Origin of the sequence: Candidatus Pelagibacter sp. HIMB1505, assembly GCF_052047915.1 — a bacterium.
GTDB lineage: Bacteria > Pseudomonadota > Alphaproteobacteria > Pelagibacterales > Pelagibacteraceae > Pelagibacter > Pelagibacter communis_A.
This window is the reverse complement of record NZ_JBNAIR010000001.1, coordinates 673,932-689,230: the sequence shown is the minus strand read 5'-3', so window position 1 is coordinate 689,230 and position 15,299 is coordinate 673,932. Positions and strand designations below refer to the sequence as shown.

The window sequence follows — 15,299 nt, the reverse complement described above, 5'->3', positions numbered from 1 at the left end:
TGTCAAAATATATTAAAACTTTTTTAATTTAAAAATGACTACTGGCAAAAACGTTGCAACAATAAACGATAAAAACAATAATGATTGTGACACAAATGGTGCAAACAGTTCTTTAGACATTAAAATACCAACTAATAAACTTTTAGAAAAATCTGGCGATGGAAATAATAAAAATCCACCAATCAAACCTATTAGAATTGATATGTAAGCAGTCTTCTCATTAATCGCTTTATTATAAAAACTATAAAATACTGTTAAAACAAAAGCGCAACAAAAAAGATCTGCTAACAGAAATAGATACAACACGCTAAATCCTTTTGAAGCCACAATAAAAGCAATGATTGATAAAACAATAATAATATATTTAGAAAAGACTAAATAGTTTGTTTTTTTATCTAAATTAAAAGTTGCTTTCCCATCTACAATAATCAAACTTGATATTGCATTAATCAACGTATCAACTGTTGAGATTGTTAGAGCTAAACCAAGAATTACAATTATTATAGATAAAAGTTTCGTTTGTTCTTTTAGTAATAATGAAAAAAAACCAAGATCAGGTACTACTTTTGGGTCAGCTGATATTGCAACAAGTCCTGTGAAACCCATAAAAAATACAATTGGAATAATGATAATAAAAGAAATTATTAAACTTTTTTTCAAAACATCATTATTTTTTGCTGCATACACTCTTTGCCAATTTCCTTGATGAAATAGATTTGTTGCAGCAACCGCAATAAAAAAAGTAAATCCAGCTGTGAAATTTGGAATATAACTGGCACTTAATAATTGGGGATTTTTACTTTGCACATATGAAAAAGAAAATTGATCACCAGTAAAATTAATTAGATATAATGCTGAAATTACAAGTAGACCTCCAATTACAATCATTTGAATATTATCAGTAAATATTGAGGCTCTTAAGCCTCCATATAAAGTATAAGTCAAAGTTCCAATTAAAATTATCAAAGATGTAATCCATAACTCTGTGCCAGATATATAGTTAATTAATATTGCAACTGCTGTTACCTCAGCACATAAAAAAATAAACATATAAAAAACGATCATTAATAGGATTAATTTGAACAAACTTTTTCCAAATTTTTTTCTTAGAAACTCAATTAGTGTTGAACCTTTTGGAAAATCTTTTCTAATTTTTTGGCCTAGATAAATTAAGAAAATCATTGGAAAAGCTGTACCTAAAGCATATCCAATTACAGCACCAATACCTCCCCATGTAGCAGCGGAAGCAGGTCCAAATAAAATCCAGGCACCTAATGCAGATGCAACCATACTAGTTGTTAAGGAAAATAAACCTATATTTCTATTTGCTGTTAAATAATTGTTAAGTCCTTTAAATTTTTGTGAATGATAAAGACCTAAAACTGTAAAGATTAAACTTATTATTATTACAAGACTTAATGAAGTTGATTGGCTAATAAAGTATGTTTTATCCATATTCTCCCTTTCTGAATTACCGGACAGGTTATGAGGGTATATTCTCAGTCAATTATGACACCCCTTAGGAGTTTTATACGCTAATTAATATTAAATTAAAAGATATTTAGAATATGTACTTATCACCAAGATAATAAAGAGTAAAAATTATCAATGAGATACAAATCATTATAAATACTTTTTCCTGATTACTCATTTATTGTGTCTTATTATCCATAATTTCGACCATACATTGGGTAGCATATTCTCTCCATTCAGATGAATTTTTACCCTTTAAACTATTTAAATGATCTCGGTTATTTTTAATATCATCTTTATGTTTAATTTTGTCTGCTTCTTCTAAATTAGCCTCCATGTTATTCAAATTTGTCTCCATTGCATTAATCCAATCATTACCAAGCTCAACACATTTTTGATCATCTTTTTCATCACAAATTTGTTTGAAAAAGTTAAAGATAACGTCATCAGTTTTTATTGAATTAGTCATTATTGCTACATACACCAATTGAACCTAGATTGCACTTTGAACCATCAATCCATATTGAATTATTCAAATTTGCTCCCTCAAAAGAAGCATTAGTTATATTTGCACCTGTAAAATCAGAACCAAATAGATTGCTATCTTTAAAATTTGCTTCAATTAAAGAAGAGCCTTTAAAGTTAACTCTTGTAAGGTTTGCACTTGTAAAATTTGATTTTTCAAAGTTTCCTCCCTCTAAATTTGCTTCATACAAATTTGCTCTAAAAAAAGAAGCTTCAGCAAAATTACCGTTGGATAAATTCGTATTCATCAAAATAGCTTTATCTAAATTAACTTTTATAAAACTTATAAAAGATAAGTCAGAATTCGGAGCATAAGCTCTACTTAAATCTTGCTCCTCTGAAAATTGACAAAAAGAATAATCTACACCATCTCCTAAAGGATCATCACAAGCAGAAAAAGAATGATTTATATTTATAAAAGTAAAAAAAATTACTATTAGGAACTTTTTCATAACAAATCGTAACAAAAAAAAATTATCTCTTCAATAATAGATAATTAGATTAATAGATTCTTAATGAAATTATTTTTCCCAATTAAATCTTGGAAAAGTTTCAAATGCTCTAATTATACTCTGCGACCAACTACTTGTGATTGAAGAATATTCTGGATCATTAATTTCAAACTTATTTATATAAATTGGTTCAATAAGACCTTTTTTATAAACGACAAAATCTATAGGAGGACCAACTCTAAGGTCACTCTTGATAGTTGAGTCCATTGAAATCAAAGCACACCTTGCTGCGTCACCTAATGATATTTCTGGTTTTAAAACTCTATCTAAAATTGGTTTACCATAATTAATTTCTCCAATTATTAAATAAGGTCTTGCCTCTGAAGGTCTGATATAATTACCTTGAGGGTAAACTAAATAAATTTCAGATTTCTGGTCCTTTATTTGTCCACCAACAATATATGATGAACCCAATTGCAAAACTTCTTCATTAATTCCTTGAGGAGAAGAATGTTTTACAGTTAATGATCCAACATAACTTGCAACTTCTTCTATAGTTGTGCAGGTATTAAGACTAGTAATAGGATTACTTGCTTCTAAATCTTTTTTAATAGAACTGAAGACGGCTTGTGATGTTGCTAAATTTCCAGAGGTAACAATTACTAAATTTCTATCTCCAACAGCATAATTAAACATTTTGCTATAAGTATTAATATCGTCTAATCCAGCATTTGTTCTAGAGTCTGATGCAAATACCATTCCTTCATTAACGTTAATTCCTATGCAATAAGTCATCGTGATCTATCTAATATATAAATAAGTGTTTAAAAAGACTATTTTGTAAGTCAAATTTACTTATTTTTAAATGTTTTTTAAGATTTTATATGCTTTAAATATGAATGCCTAAAATTTCATGGAATTCATATAAGGCAATTAATGCATTTGATGAATATGTTACATCAGAAAATAAACTTAGGTCAGAGTCGAAAAAAATTTCGAATTTTATTGGGAAGTATTCAACTAAAAGACTGTTAACAACTGTTAAAAATTCCGAAAATGCAATCAGTCAAAGAGGAATTACCTTTAGAGTTTATTCTGAAGATAAACCTGCGGATCACTATTGGCCTTTAGATATAATTCCAAGGATAATCACAAAGAAAAATTGGTCTAAAATTTCTAAGGGTTTAATTCAAAGAGTTAAAGCTCTAAATCTTTTTATTAATGATGTCTACAATGAGCAAAGAATTTTTAAAGAAAAAATAATCCCAAAAAAAATTATTTTTGAGTCTGGAAATTTTAGAAAAGAATGTTTAGGAGTTAAACCACCATTTAAAGTATGGGCTAATATATGTGGCTCAGATCTTGTTAGAGACATTAATGGAGAATTTTTAGTTTTAGAGGATAATCTAAGAGTTCCTTCAGGTGTTTCATACATGCTTGAAAATAGAATGGTTATGAAAAGTGTTTTTCCAGAGATATTTGCAAAACAAAAGATAAGCCCAGTGGATGAATATTGTTCAAAACTATTTTCTTGCATGAGATCATTATCAAAAAATAAAAAAAATCCTAAATTGGCTATCCTTACTCCAGGTGTTTATAATTCTGCATATTTTGAGCATGTATATCTTGCACAACAGATGGGAGTCGAATTAGTCGAAGGTTCAGATTTATATGTAGAAAATGATAAAGTTTATATGAAAACTGTTGGTGGCAAAGAACAATTACATTCCTTATATAGAAGAATTGACGATTTATATTTAGATCCAAAAGTTTTTAATAAGAAATCTTTAATAGGAATCCCGGGAATTTTTAAAGCCTGGAGAAAAGGCAATATAAGTATTTTGAATGCTCCAGGGTCAGGTGTGGCTGATGATAAGGTGGTTTACAGCTATGTCCCAAAAATGATTAAATTTTATTTAAACGAAGAACCTTTAATCAATCAAGTAGAAACTTTTTTATGTCATGAAAAAAAACAAAGAGATTATGTGATTAAAAATATATCAAAATTAGTTGTAAAACCTGCAAATGAGTCAGGAGGTTATGGAATTTTAATGGGACCAACAGCTTCAACCAAAGAAAAAAATGATTGCATAAAAAAGATCAAAAAAAACCCGAGAAATTATATTGCTCAGCCTTTAATAAATTTATCTACCTCACCTACTCTAATAAATAATCAATTAGATCCAAGACATATTGATTTAAGACCGTTTATATTATCAGGTGCAAACAATTACGTTACACAAGGTGGATTAACACGTGTTGCTTTAAGAAAAGGTAGTATGATTGTTAACTCTTCTCAAGGAGGAGGCAGCAAAGATACCTGGATTTTAGATATTTAAATTATGTTAAGTAGAAGAGCAAAATTACTATATTGGATGTCACGTTATTTAGAACGATCCAATTTTACATCAAGATTATTAATAACAACAAGTGAACTTCAATTAGATTTAGCTCTTGAAGATGAAATTTCATGGAAACCATTATTAACTGTGATGGAATTAAATAAAGATTATTTAAAATTAAATAAGAAATATTCTGAAAGAAAAATAATTGACTATTTTATAAAAGATAAAAAAAATCAATCTTCATTAGTGAACTCTTTATTTTATTCAAAAGAAAATTCATTGGTAGTGAGAGATATTTTACCTGAACAATCAATACTTAAACTAAATGAATTATTAATAACCTTTAATAAATCAATAATTAAAAAAAATTCCAAAAAAAATAACTTAAATCTGCTTAATAATATCATTCAAGGCTCACAAAACTTTATGTATTCAACAGATTTAGAAATGCAGAGAAATATAGATTATCAATTTTTAAGATTAGGAAGGTTTCTAGAGCGAACTGATATGATGATAAGAATACTTCAATCACAAGTACTTAGATCTAAACAACATAAAAAAGGGTATGAATATTTAACTCTTGAATGGATTAATATTTTAAAATCAATTTCAGCATTTCAAGCTTATCGTCAATATTCTCAGCAAGATATATCTATCTCAGATATTATTAATTTTTTCTTAAAGACCAATACCTTTCCAAGATCTATCAATTGGAACTTAAATCAAATAGAAAGGGCAACTTATAGAATATCAAAAAAAAATGATTTAATTAAAAATGTTAAAGAAATTAAAAAAGATATAAATAGATATAAAATTAAAACAGATAATTTAGATAATTTTTTATTATTTTTAGAGAAAATATTAAAAAAATTGAACACTTTGAATAATCAAATTCAAAAAAATTATTTTTCTTAATACTAAAAACATATAAAAGAAATTTATGAAAGAATATAATATTGCATGTATTGCTGGAGATGGAATTGGTAAAGAAGTAGTTCCTGAAGGTATAAAGATTTTAAAAGATACTGCTGAAAAACATCAATTTAAAATTAATTTCGAAGAATATGATTTTGCTTCATGTGATTATTATAAAAAACATGGAAAAATGCTTCCAGATGATTGGAAGAATAAATTGGGTAAACATGATGCGATATTCTTTGGGGCAGTTGGTATGCCAGATCAAGTTCCAGATCATATCTCTTTATGGGGATCGTTACTTCAATTTAGAAGAGAGTTTGATCAATATATAAATCTTAGACCTGTAAAACTTTTTCCTGGAGTAAATCCTCCATTAGCAAATAAAAAACCAGGCGATATTGATATGTTAATTGTAAGAGAAAATACTGAAGGTGAATACTCTTCTGTTGGTGGAAGAATGTATAAAAATTCTGATCGAGAAATTGCAATTCAAGAAACAATCATGTCAAGACATGGTGTAGATCGAGTTCAAAAATTTGCTTTTGAATTAGCTAAAACTAGAAAAAGAAAAAAACTTACTAATGCAACAAAATCAAATGGAATTTCAATCACAATGCCTTTTTGGGATGAAAGATTTAATGAAATGAAAAAAAATTATCCTGACATAGAAACTGATCAATTTCATATTGACATATTAGTTGCAAGATTTGTTCTTAATCCAGAGTGGTTTGATGTAGTGGTAGCTTCAAATTTATTTGGAGATATTCTGTCTGATTTAGGCCCTGCATGCACTGGAACGATTGGAATAGCTCCATCAGGAAACATTAATCCAGAAAATAAATTTCCTTCTTTATTTGAACCTGTGCACGGATCTGCACCAGATATTGCAGGTAAAGGTATTGCTAATCCAGTTGGTCAAATATGGTCAGGAGCAATGATGTTGGATTATCTTGGTGAAAAAGAAGCTGCTAACTCAATAGAAAATGCAATTGAAAAAACTTTAGGTAATGAAAAATTTAGGACTAAAGATCTTGGTGGTAACTCTAATACAATTGAATGTTCAGAAGCAATTAGATCTAATTTATAATTTAATTTTTATTTAATCTTTCAATTTCTTTATAAAGAGCACTGTGATCATCATTATCATTTCCATTTTCAACTAAAGATTTGAACATATCTTTAATTAAATTTGATATTGGCAATTTAGTACTAAAATCACCTGCACATTCTAATATGTTGTTCATATCTTTTAAGTGTGTAGAAACTTTTCCTTTAGGTGAAAAATCTTTATCAATCATTCTTTTTCCGTGATTTTGCAAAATTTTACCATCAGCAAATCCACCTTCTAAGGCTTTAATAAATTTATTACCATCAACTCCTGCTTTTTCACATAATGTAATTGCTTCAGCAACTGCACCAATGGTTACCCCTACAATTATTTGATTGGCTAGTTTTGATACTTGTCCGCTTCCGATAGGACCTACTAATGTTGGATTTCCCATAACTTTCAAAATATCTTTAACTTGATCGAAAATTTTTTGATCTCCACCAACCATTATGGCTAAAGTTGCCTGTTCAGCACCAATGGTTCCACCTGAAACTGGTGCATCTAAAAAATTGACATCCTTATCTTTCAAGAGATTTCCATATTTGATGGCAATTTTTGGTTTAATCGACGACATATCAACAACTGTAGATTCTTTTTTTAAATTTTCTTGAAAGTCTTGGTCACTTAAAACTTTTTCAACAGCATCATCATCAGTTAACATTGTGATGACCACATCAACACCTTTTATAGCTTCGCTTAGTGAATTAGATATTTTTGCACCAAATTTCTCTAGAGGTTTAGCTTTTTCAATTGTTCTACTAAACACATTCAATTCTAAATTTTTTTCAAGAAGATTTTTGGCCATTGGGAAGCCCATAAGGCCAGTGCCAATAAATGCAATTTTCATTTAAAAGATTTATCTCTTCAAACAATTATTAACTAATATCGCCATTAAGATCCAAACTATAAAGGCTTCACCATTAGTGAATGTATAATCTGCACCTGCAAACCCAGCAACAATATTTAATCCATAAATTATTATAGTAGATGCAACAAGGCTAATTAATAAATCTTTTAATGCACATAAGTACTTCATGAATAAACTTTATACATATTCATTAATCATGTAAACTTGATAATATGAAAAATATTGGCTTCATTGGTGTTGGTTATATGGGTTATGGAATAGCCAAAAACATTTTAAAAGCAGGTCACAAATTATTTGTTGTTGCAAATAAAAACCGAGAACCAATTGAAAAAATAGTTAGTGAAGGTGCAATTGAAGTTAAAAATTTTGATGAATTTAAAGATAAAAATTTAGATGTACTATTTAAATGTGTAACAAATACACCAATTGCAAAAGAAATTGCTGAAAAATTATCCTCAATACTAAGTATTAATTGTTTAGTTATAGATATTACAACTCATAATAAAAGTGGATCTATTGAAACAGAGGAAATCTATAAAAATAAGAATATTAGATATATAGAGTGTCCTGTAATGGGTGGTCCTGTCCAAGCTGAAGAAGGTATTCTAGGGGGTATTGTTGGTGCTTCTGATGAAAACTTTAAAATTGCAGAGCCATATTTAAAAAATTTCTGTAAAAATTACTTTCATTTTGGTCCAGTTGGAATGGGAGCTAAATCAAAATTATTAAATAATTTTTTAACTTTAGGAAATGCTGCTCTAATCAATCATTTAGCAAAAACGGGAAAAGAATTTGGTCTCGATATGAAAAAATTATTTGAAGTTGCTAAACTAGGGTCAGGCAATTCAGCAGCTTTAAATCGAGTTTTTGATAATTTACTTGAAGGAGATTTTACTGGTTTTAAATTTACTACAAAAAACTCAGTCAAAGATTTAACTTATATACAAGATTTATTAAAAAATTTCCCTGAAGCAGAAAAAGTTGCAGAAACAAATAAAAACTATTTTCAAAAAGCTGTTGATGATGGTTATGGTGAAAATTTTATTAGTGAATTAATAAATAAAAAATAATTTTTAAAAAAAATTTTTTCTATTCTCGTTTAAAGGGAAGTAAATTCTGATACCGGGAATCTACTAAAGCATCAGGTTGTATTCAAGAAATATATTTGCATAAAATTAAAATAAATTAATTGATAAAAGCTTTAATTATAATTAACTTAATAAATAAGGAGGTTATTATGATTAAACTTACACCACCTGACACATAACTGAAGATCTTCAAATACGAAAAAACGAAAACAAAAATCCAATCGGATTTAAATGCCAAAGAGGCAACATAGAGGAGCTCTTTTGGTGAAGAGACTGAAAGAGCGAACCTCTCAAATTAATTAAAAGACTTCAAAATTTCTAAAGGTAAAGGTGCTTCAGGATATTTTTTAGTACAAAGCACTTCATATTTTTTACAAAACCCAATTATAGTTTCATAAACCTCATCAGTTTTATTTGAATTATTCTCAAGATCTAATTGTTTAATCATTTGGTCTCTTTCATTCTCAAGTTCTTTTACTTGTTTACCTGATAAATATTCACCTGTTTCAATTTCCCAATATGTGTCTTTTAATTCGTCTTCGCTTAAATTATTCAACTTTGACTGTAATTCTTTAATCACCTCGTCTTCAGTTTCTTTATTTCTCATGGGTGAATTGATTAACTTAACAAGACATTTATCCTTTAGCCCATCAATAAAATGATCATATGGTCTACCATCAGATAAATCCTTAAAATGATTTGAGCTAAAATATTTATTAATTGCTGATTTAGTTGTACCTTTTTCTTTCCCTTTAATAACAGCTATTTGGACATACACTTCTTGACTAATGTATTCTTCAAGATGCTCTCGCACTTTTTTGGGTATCATAATTAAGATTTTAATCTTAAATTTTCAGGATCAAAAGCAGGTTCTTTAATAATGTTTGCTTTAATTTTGTTGCCTTGAATATCGATTGAAAATTCATTACCAAGTTTAGCAGTCTCTGGTTTTACATAAGCAAAAGCTAAACTTTTTTTCACTCTGAAGCCATATCCGCCAGATGTTGTAAGCCCCACTCTTTTATTGTTAAAATATACAGGTTCATTACCATGAGCATCAGCATCTTTTGCATCCACTTCTAAATAAACTAATTTTGTATCAATACCTTTTTTTAATCTTTCTTTAACTGCATCTGATCCAATAAAATTATCTTTTTTATCTAAATTAAAGAATTTATCTAAACTTGCCTCAACCACACTTATTTCTGGAGTTAATTCTGATCCCCAACCTCTATAACCTTTTTCCATTCTCATGGAATTTAGAGCTCTTGAACCAAAATCAATTATATTTTCACTTTGTCCCTCTTTAAATAATAAATCATAAACCTCACTCATTTTATCCATTGGAACATGAAGCTCCCATCCAAGCTCACCAGCATAATTTACCCTCAATGCTAAAACTTCAATATCATTAATTTTTATCTCTTTTGATTTTAACCATGGGAAATTTTCATTAGATAAATCGGTATTTGTAACTTTTGATAAAACATTTCTTGATTTTGGACCAATTAAACCAAGCACCCCTTTTTCTAATGAAACATTTTTAATTGTTACTTTTTCAGTATCTAATTTATTTTGATTAAACCAATCTAAATCTCTTATTTCAGAAACTGCTGCTGATAATGCGTAGTAATAATTTTCTTTAACTTTTGTGATTGTAAATTCACTCTGAATTCTACCAATAGGATTTAATGTGTGAGTTAATATAATACTTCCATCTTTTTTTGGAATTCTATTAACACATAATCGATCTAAAAATTGATAACTATCCTCTCCCGTTATTTCATATTTTGAAAAAGTACTTAAATCTAAAATCCCAACATGATTATGAACATGCTCACATTCTTTTTGGATATAAGGAAAAACATTATTTCTATTATAACTTAACTCCTCTTTAATTTTATCGGCATTAAACCAATCTGGTTTTTCCCAACCATACAAATCATAATATTCTGCACCCTTATCTTTTAATGTTTGATAAACCCCAGATGTTTTCATTGGTCTTCCAGCTTCAACTTTTTCATGAGGCATTGGTGTTACATACATTCTCCCATATTGTTCTTTTGATTTTTCAACAGAATATTTTTTATTAACCCAATTTAAATATCTTCTAGGCTCAAACTCCATCATATTAATTTCACTGTCACCATTCACAATCCATTGAGCCATATATTTTCCAGCTCCACCACCATGTGCTATCCCAATACTTGCTGCACAAAACATCCAAAAGTTTTTTAGTCCTGGTGCAGGACCTGCTAGAAAATTGTCATCAGGTGTATGAGTAATAGGTCCACAAATAATTCTTTTAATTCCAACATCTTTAAATTGTGGAATTCTATCCATTCCTTTTTCTAAATATTTTTCAATTCTATCTAAATCTGGTTCTAAAAGTTCCATATCAAACTTCCAATCCATTCCATCTAATGCCCAAGCAGCAACTTCTTTTTCATAAGGTCCAATTAATAATCCTTTACCCTCTTGTCTTAGATATGAGGATGAGTCTGGATCTCTAACAACTGGAAGTTCTTTATCTAATTTTTCAATTTCTGGATGAGCCTCTGTTACTAAATATTGATGAACCATATTGATACTTGGAACATTTTTTATCCCAACCATCTGTGAGACTTCTGGACAAAAACTTCCTGCAGCATTTACAACGTGTTCACAAGTTATATTTCCTTTTTCAGTTATAACTTTCCATTCACCACTTGGTAATTGTTCAATATCAGTTACTCTATTTTTTCTATAAATCTTAGCACCATTATCTCTTGCACCTTTTGCCATTGCATTTGTAGTTGAAGTTGGATCGGTATAACCGTCTTCAGGTGTATAAAATGCTCCAAGTATTCCATCTAGTTTTATAAATGGATGATATTTGTGAATTTCATCTGTTGAAATAATAGAACAAGGAGATCCAGCTATATCTAAAATTCCTTTTACATAATGAAACCACTGAAGATCTTCTTTTTTATAAGCTAGTCTTAAGCTTCCTGTTTCATGAAAACCTGTTGGTTGTCCCGTTTCTTTTTCTAAAGATTTATAAAGATTTGTTGAATGAAGATGTATTTTAGCAAGATTTAAACTGCTCAACATATGAGGACATTGACCAGCTGCATGCCAAGTTGAACCAGAAGTTAATTCACTTTTTTCAATTAAAACAACATCGCTCCAACCCTCTTTAGTTAAATGATATAATAGGCTTACACCCATTATACCGCCACCAATAATTACAAGTTTTGCATGAGATTGTAGTTCAGACATATATGAGTATTTATTTTGATTAATTAGAAGAAGTAGTTGTAAATTTTAGAAAATACAAATATGAAAAATAACGCAACAATTATAGGCCTAAACTCTATTATAAGTTTTTCTTTTAAAGTCACTAATGTTCTTCTCTAAACTTATTGTGACAAGCTTTGCAATTTCCCCACATAAACTGACCTAATGTAGCTTCAATATTGTCTGTCTCTTTTATTAAAGAAGTAAGTTTTATTAAGTCATCTGAAGTTTTAACCATCAATTGATTAAAGTTTTCTTTATCCTCCCATATTGTTGGTAAGGCCTCAGTTCCAAATCCTTTTTTGGTATTTTCAGGAAACATATTAATAACTTTTTTATAACCTTCATTCATTCTGACCATTAGATTTATAGCTTCATCAAATTTACCTTGTTCAGACAATGCCTGAACTCTTTTTGCCATTGTATAATTTCTATCAAAAATTTGTTGTCTTCCTTTAATAATATCTTCAACAGATTGTTCTGCTAAAGCATTTAAGCTAAAAAAACTTATTATACTGAATAGTAAAAGGTTGCGTAAGTACTTCAATATATGATTAAATAAATTGTGCATATAACTAATACAGTATCAGAGTATGGTTTTATTTCAAAATTATTTCATTGGTTAACGGCATTACTTTTACTTGTTCAAATTCCATTAGGATTTTACTTAGTTGATTTAGATTTTGGAAAGACAAGAATAAATATAGAAAATATTCATGTAATAATTGGATTAAGTATATTTTACTTGGTTCTTTTAAGACTTTTAAATAACTTTTTAAATCCAACACCAAAAATTATAACAAGTAGTTTTTTTGGTCAAAAATTTATAGCAAAACTAAATCATGTCTTGCTTTATTTATCAGTATTAACAATTACTATTTCAGGAATTTTGAAAAAACTATTTAATGGTGAAAAATTAAATCTTTTTTTTAATGATATTCAAATTCAAGATAATTTTGATTTGGCAGATCAATTTTATGATGTTCATATTCTGGCTAATTATACCTTGATAGGTTTGATATCCTTGCACATATTAGCAGTGATAGTTCATCGTTATATTTTTAAAGAAAATATTTTAAAAAAAATCCTATGATTAATGAATATTTTTTGCATTCTTTATAATATGATGCAAACTTAAACCTCTTTTACAAAGCTTAACTAATCCTGATATATTCTTCACACCTTGGTCTTTAGCTTTATTTAATAGAAATAAAAATAATCTCGCTGTTATTCTACAATCACCTAATGCAGAATGTCTTATCTGATCATCTGTTTGAATATTAAAATATTCACATAAATTTGATAATTCATAGCTTTCTAAATCTGGATAAAGTCCTGCAGTTAAAAAGATTGTGTCAATTGGCTGAATAACCTTCATGCGATTTGCAAGATTTGTGCCCTTAGCGTTATTTTTTAAAAAATTTATATCAAAGTCAATATTGTGACCAACTAAGACACTTTTTTTTAAAAATTTTAATATTTTATCTTCAATTTCAATTAGAGTTGGCTTGTCCCTAACATCTTCATCTTTAATATTATGGATCTTTGTCGACTCTCCTGGAATTTTGATTTGAGGATTTACCAATTCATCTAAGAACAAGTCCTCTTGGATCTTAAAATTATTAATCTTTAAAGAAGCAACAGATATGACTTTATCACCCTTTGAAACATTTAATCCTGTTGTTTCAGTATCTAAAATAGAAAAGTTAGATTGTTCTAATGATACTCGATTAAATAATTTTTGTTTTTCAAAATAATATCTAATTTTATTAAAAATACTCTTCACCAATATCTACTCTGACCCTTTGCTTTAATTCTCTTATTTTTTTAAGATAAATTTTTAAAACTTTTTTTTCTCTTTCAAGTAATGATTTTGGGTTAATAAAATTTTTAATAGTTAAACCTTGTTTAGTTCTTTCAACCTGATTTTTAAGTAAAATGCTCGACATAAAACGATGAGCATTTTTGAAAAAATCAGTTTCATCATCATTTAAAACTTTAAGTTTATTGAGCTCATCTAGTCTCTCAAATGTAGAGGTTTTGGTTACTTTATGTTTAATTGAATATAATCTGATACTCTCAACTAATGGCAGGGTTCCAGTGTGTTTTAAATTTAATAAACCAATGTTTTCTTCATCATTTTTTTCAAGAATAAATTGACCAAAAAAACCAATTGCTGCATCACTTTCTTCCTCACTAAAATATAAAAATTTTAATAATTTTTTTTCATGAAGTTTTTCATTTAAATGAAATCTTAATTCATCAGCAAGTTCAGATTTTCCATAAACAGATTTAAAGTCATATAGCATATCTATATGTCTCATATCTTGTGGAGTATGATTATCTAAAAACTGACTAACTTGGTTTTTCCATTCTGGTAAACTTTTTCTCCATAACGGATTACTTGCCATCAGATCACCTTTACAAAAAGGAATATCACAATCGTCCAATGTTTTAGTGAAATCTTTTGCGAGCTCCTCAAAATATAAATCTAATTTTTTTGGATCTTCATCATTGGTTTCATAAATAATTCCATTATCTTGATCTGGATGTAAAAAACTTTCCATTCTTCCACCTGATCCCATAACAATCACTGAAAAATCAGGAATATCTTTAATGATGTTTTTTTCAGCTACTCTTTTTTCAGCAAGCCTTATTGCTCTTCGATAAATCACATTATTTAAAAAACTCAAAAGATATGAGATATCACCCGGATAAACATTTCTATCTAACATATTTTCAGCAAGAACTACTTGTTGTTGTTTGATTTTTATCAAACCCGATACATCTTGTTCATCATAAGTCATATTATCTATTTGATTAACAACATCACCTAATTCAGCTTGTAGAGCTGTATTCATATCTATCATTCCTAATATTTTTAAACCCATGTCAAAAACAGGAAGATGATTTAAATTTAATTTCCGCATCTTACCTACTGCATGAAATAATAGATCATCCTCATAAACAAATTTTACAGGACTTGTCATAACTTCACTTACTTTAGTTAAATCATTAGATGTAAATGCAATTCTTTTTAGGATGTCTTTTTCAGTAATAATTCCAATTACTTTTTTATTATCTTCTACAATAATGGTTGATTTTTTTTCTGTTCTTAATTTTTCAATTGAGTTTTTAACAGTTTTTTCTTTATCAACTAAAACATAATCATCAGTCATGTAGTCCATGACTTTATTTGTAAACAAATCTACACTGTTGGATCTTTTAAACATTCTTAAATAT

General features: G+C 28.3%; 16 protein-coding genes. 5 read left to right on the top strand and 11 right to left on the bottom strand.

Going from position 1 to position 15,299, the window contains the following annotated elements; translation table 11 throughout:
• Positions 1 to 12: 12 nt before the first annotated feature.
• The 4 genes from ACTTAU_RS03605 to ACTTAU_RS03590 form a co-directional block, all read right to left on the bottom strand.
• A complete protein-coding gene (locus tag ACTTAU_RS03605; RefSeq protein WP_438305471.1) occupies positions 13 to 1,455 on the bottom strand; it encodes a sodium:solute symporter family transporter in 1,443 nt (480 codons plus the stop codon).
• Positions 1,456 to 1,651: 196 nt separating this feature from the next.
• The gene (locus ACTTAU_RS03600) at positions 1,652 to 1,942 is read right to left on the bottom strand and encodes a hypothetical protein (RefSeq protein ID WP_438305473.1); all 291 of its coding nucleotides are present in this window, start codon (positions 1,940 to 1,942) and stop codon (positions 1,652 to 1,654) included.
• Entirely contained in the window at positions 1,935 to 2,450 is a 516-nt protein-coding gene (locus tag ACTTAU_RS03595) for a pentapeptide repeat-containing protein (RefSeq protein WP_438305474.1), read from the bottom strand. The genes ACTTAU_RS03600 and ACTTAU_RS03595 overlap by 8 nt, the downstream gene beginning before the upstream one ends.
• Positions 2,451 to 2,519: 69 nt before the next feature.
• A complete protein-coding gene (locus ACTTAU_RS03590) occupies positions 2,520 to 3,245 on the bottom strand; it encodes a 20S proteasome subunit A/B (protein ID WP_438305476.1) in 726 nt (241 codons plus the stop codon).
• 104 nt (positions 3,246 to 3,349) lie between these two features.
• On the opposite strand from ACTTAU_RS03590, the gene ACTTAU_RS03585 reads away from it, so the two are divergent.
• Genes ACTTAU_RS03585 through ACTTAU_RS03575 form a run of 3 tightly spaced genes read left to right on the top strand, consistent with a single transcriptional unit; the run spans position 3,350 to position 6,800 of the window.
• Positions 3,350 to 4,789 (top strand): circularly permuted type 2 ATP-grasp protein, encoded by a 1,440-nt coding sequence (locus ACTTAU_RS03585; RefSeq protein ID WP_438305478.1) that lies wholly within the window; start codon positions 3,350 to 3,352, stop codon positions 4,787 to 4,789.
• A 3-nt stretch (positions 4,790 to 4,792) separates the two neighbouring features.
• On the top strand, positions 4,793 to 5,710 hold the full coding sequence (locus ACTTAU_RS03580) for an alpha-E domain-containing protein (protein WP_438305480.1): 918 nt from the start codon (positions 4,793 to 4,795) through the stop codon (positions 5,708 to 5,710).
• Positions 5,711 to 5,735: 25 nt separating this feature from the next.
• On the top strand, positions 5,736 to 6,800 hold the full coding sequence (locus tag ACTTAU_RS03575; RefSeq protein WP_438305483.1) for a tartrate dehydrogenase: 1,065 nt from the start codon (positions 5,736 to 5,738) through the stop codon (positions 6,798 to 6,800).
• A gap of 1 nt (position 6,801) precedes the next feature.
• Here the strand turns inward: ACTTAU_RS03575 and ACTTAU_RS03570 are convergent, their stop codons facing one another.
• Positions 6,802 to 7,668, bottom strand: coding sequence for an NAD(P)-dependent oxidoreductase (locus ACTTAU_RS03570; protein WP_438305484.1), 867 nt, complete (start codon positions 7,666 to 7,668; stop codon positions 6,802 to 6,804).
• A gap of 9 nt (positions 7,669 to 7,677) precedes the next feature.
• Positions 7,678 to 7,857, bottom strand: coding sequence for a hypothetical protein (locus ACTTAU_RS03565; protein WP_438305486.1), 180 nt, complete (start codon positions 7,855 to 7,857; stop codon positions 7,678 to 7,680).
• A gap of 44 nt (positions 7,858 to 7,901) precedes the next feature.
• On the opposite strand from ACTTAU_RS03565, the gene ACTTAU_RS03560 reads away from it, so the two are divergent.
• A complete protein-coding gene (locus ACTTAU_RS03560; protein WP_438305487.1) occupies positions 7,902 to 8,759 on the top strand; it encodes an NAD(P)-dependent oxidoreductase in 858 nt (285 codons plus the stop codon).
• 313 nt (positions 8,760 to 9,072) lie between these two features.
• Here the strand turns inward: ACTTAU_RS03560 and ACTTAU_RS03555 are convergent, their stop codons facing one another.
• The 3 genes from ACTTAU_RS03555 to ACTTAU_RS03545 all read right to left on the bottom strand — a co-directional run bounded on the left by ACTTAU_RS03555 (position 9,073) and on the right by ACTTAU_RS03545 (position 12,627).
• Positions 9,073 to 9,606 carry a hypothetical protein gene (locus ACTTAU_RS03555; protein WP_438305488.1) on the bottom strand — a complete coding sequence of 178 codons (534 nt, stop codon included), beginning with the start codon at positions 9,604 to 9,606 and terminating at the stop codon, positions 9,073 to 9,075.
• A 2-nt stretch (positions 9,607 to 9,608) separates the two neighbouring features.
• Complete coding sequence (locus ACTTAU_RS03550; RefSeq protein WP_438305490.1) at positions 9,609 to 12,038, bottom strand: GcvT family protein; 2,430 nt, start codon at positions 12,036 to 12,038, stop codon at positions 9,609 to 9,611.
• Positions 12,039 to 12,159: 121 nt separating this feature from the next.
• Positions 12,160 to 12,627, bottom strand: a complete 468-nt coding sequence (locus ACTTAU_RS03545; RefSeq protein ID WP_438305491.1) for a c-type cytochrome — start codon at positions 12,625 to 12,627, stop codon at positions 12,160 to 12,162.
• Here ACTTAU_RS03545 and ACTTAU_RS03540 point away from each other — a divergent pair.
• Positions 12,622 to 13,149: a cytochrome b gene (locus tag ACTTAU_RS03540; protein ID WP_438305492.1), complete on the top strand. Its 528-nt coding sequence runs from the start codon at positions 12,622 to 12,624 to the stop codon at positions 13,147 to 13,149. The genes ACTTAU_RS03545 and ACTTAU_RS03540 overlap by 6 nt on opposite strands.
• On the opposite strand, the gene ACTTAU_RS03535 is transcribed toward ACTTAU_RS03540, so the two are convergent.
• Both ACTTAU_RS03535 and ACTTAU_RS03530 read right to left on the bottom strand, forming a co-directional pair.
• A complete protein-coding gene (locus ACTTAU_RS03535; RefSeq protein ID WP_438305494.1) occupies positions 13,150 to 13,842 on the bottom strand; it encodes a 3'-5' exonuclease in 693 nt (230 codons plus the stop codon).
• Positions 13,826 to 15,289: a DUF294 nucleotidyltransferase-like domain-containing protein gene (locus tag ACTTAU_RS03530; RefSeq protein ID WP_438305496.1), complete on the bottom strand. Its 1,464-nt coding sequence runs from the start codon at positions 15,287 to 15,289 to the stop codon at positions 13,826 to 13,828. The genes ACTTAU_RS03535 and ACTTAU_RS03530 overlap by 17 nt, the downstream gene beginning before the upstream one ends.
• Positions 15,290 to 15,299 lie beyond the last annotated feature (10 nt).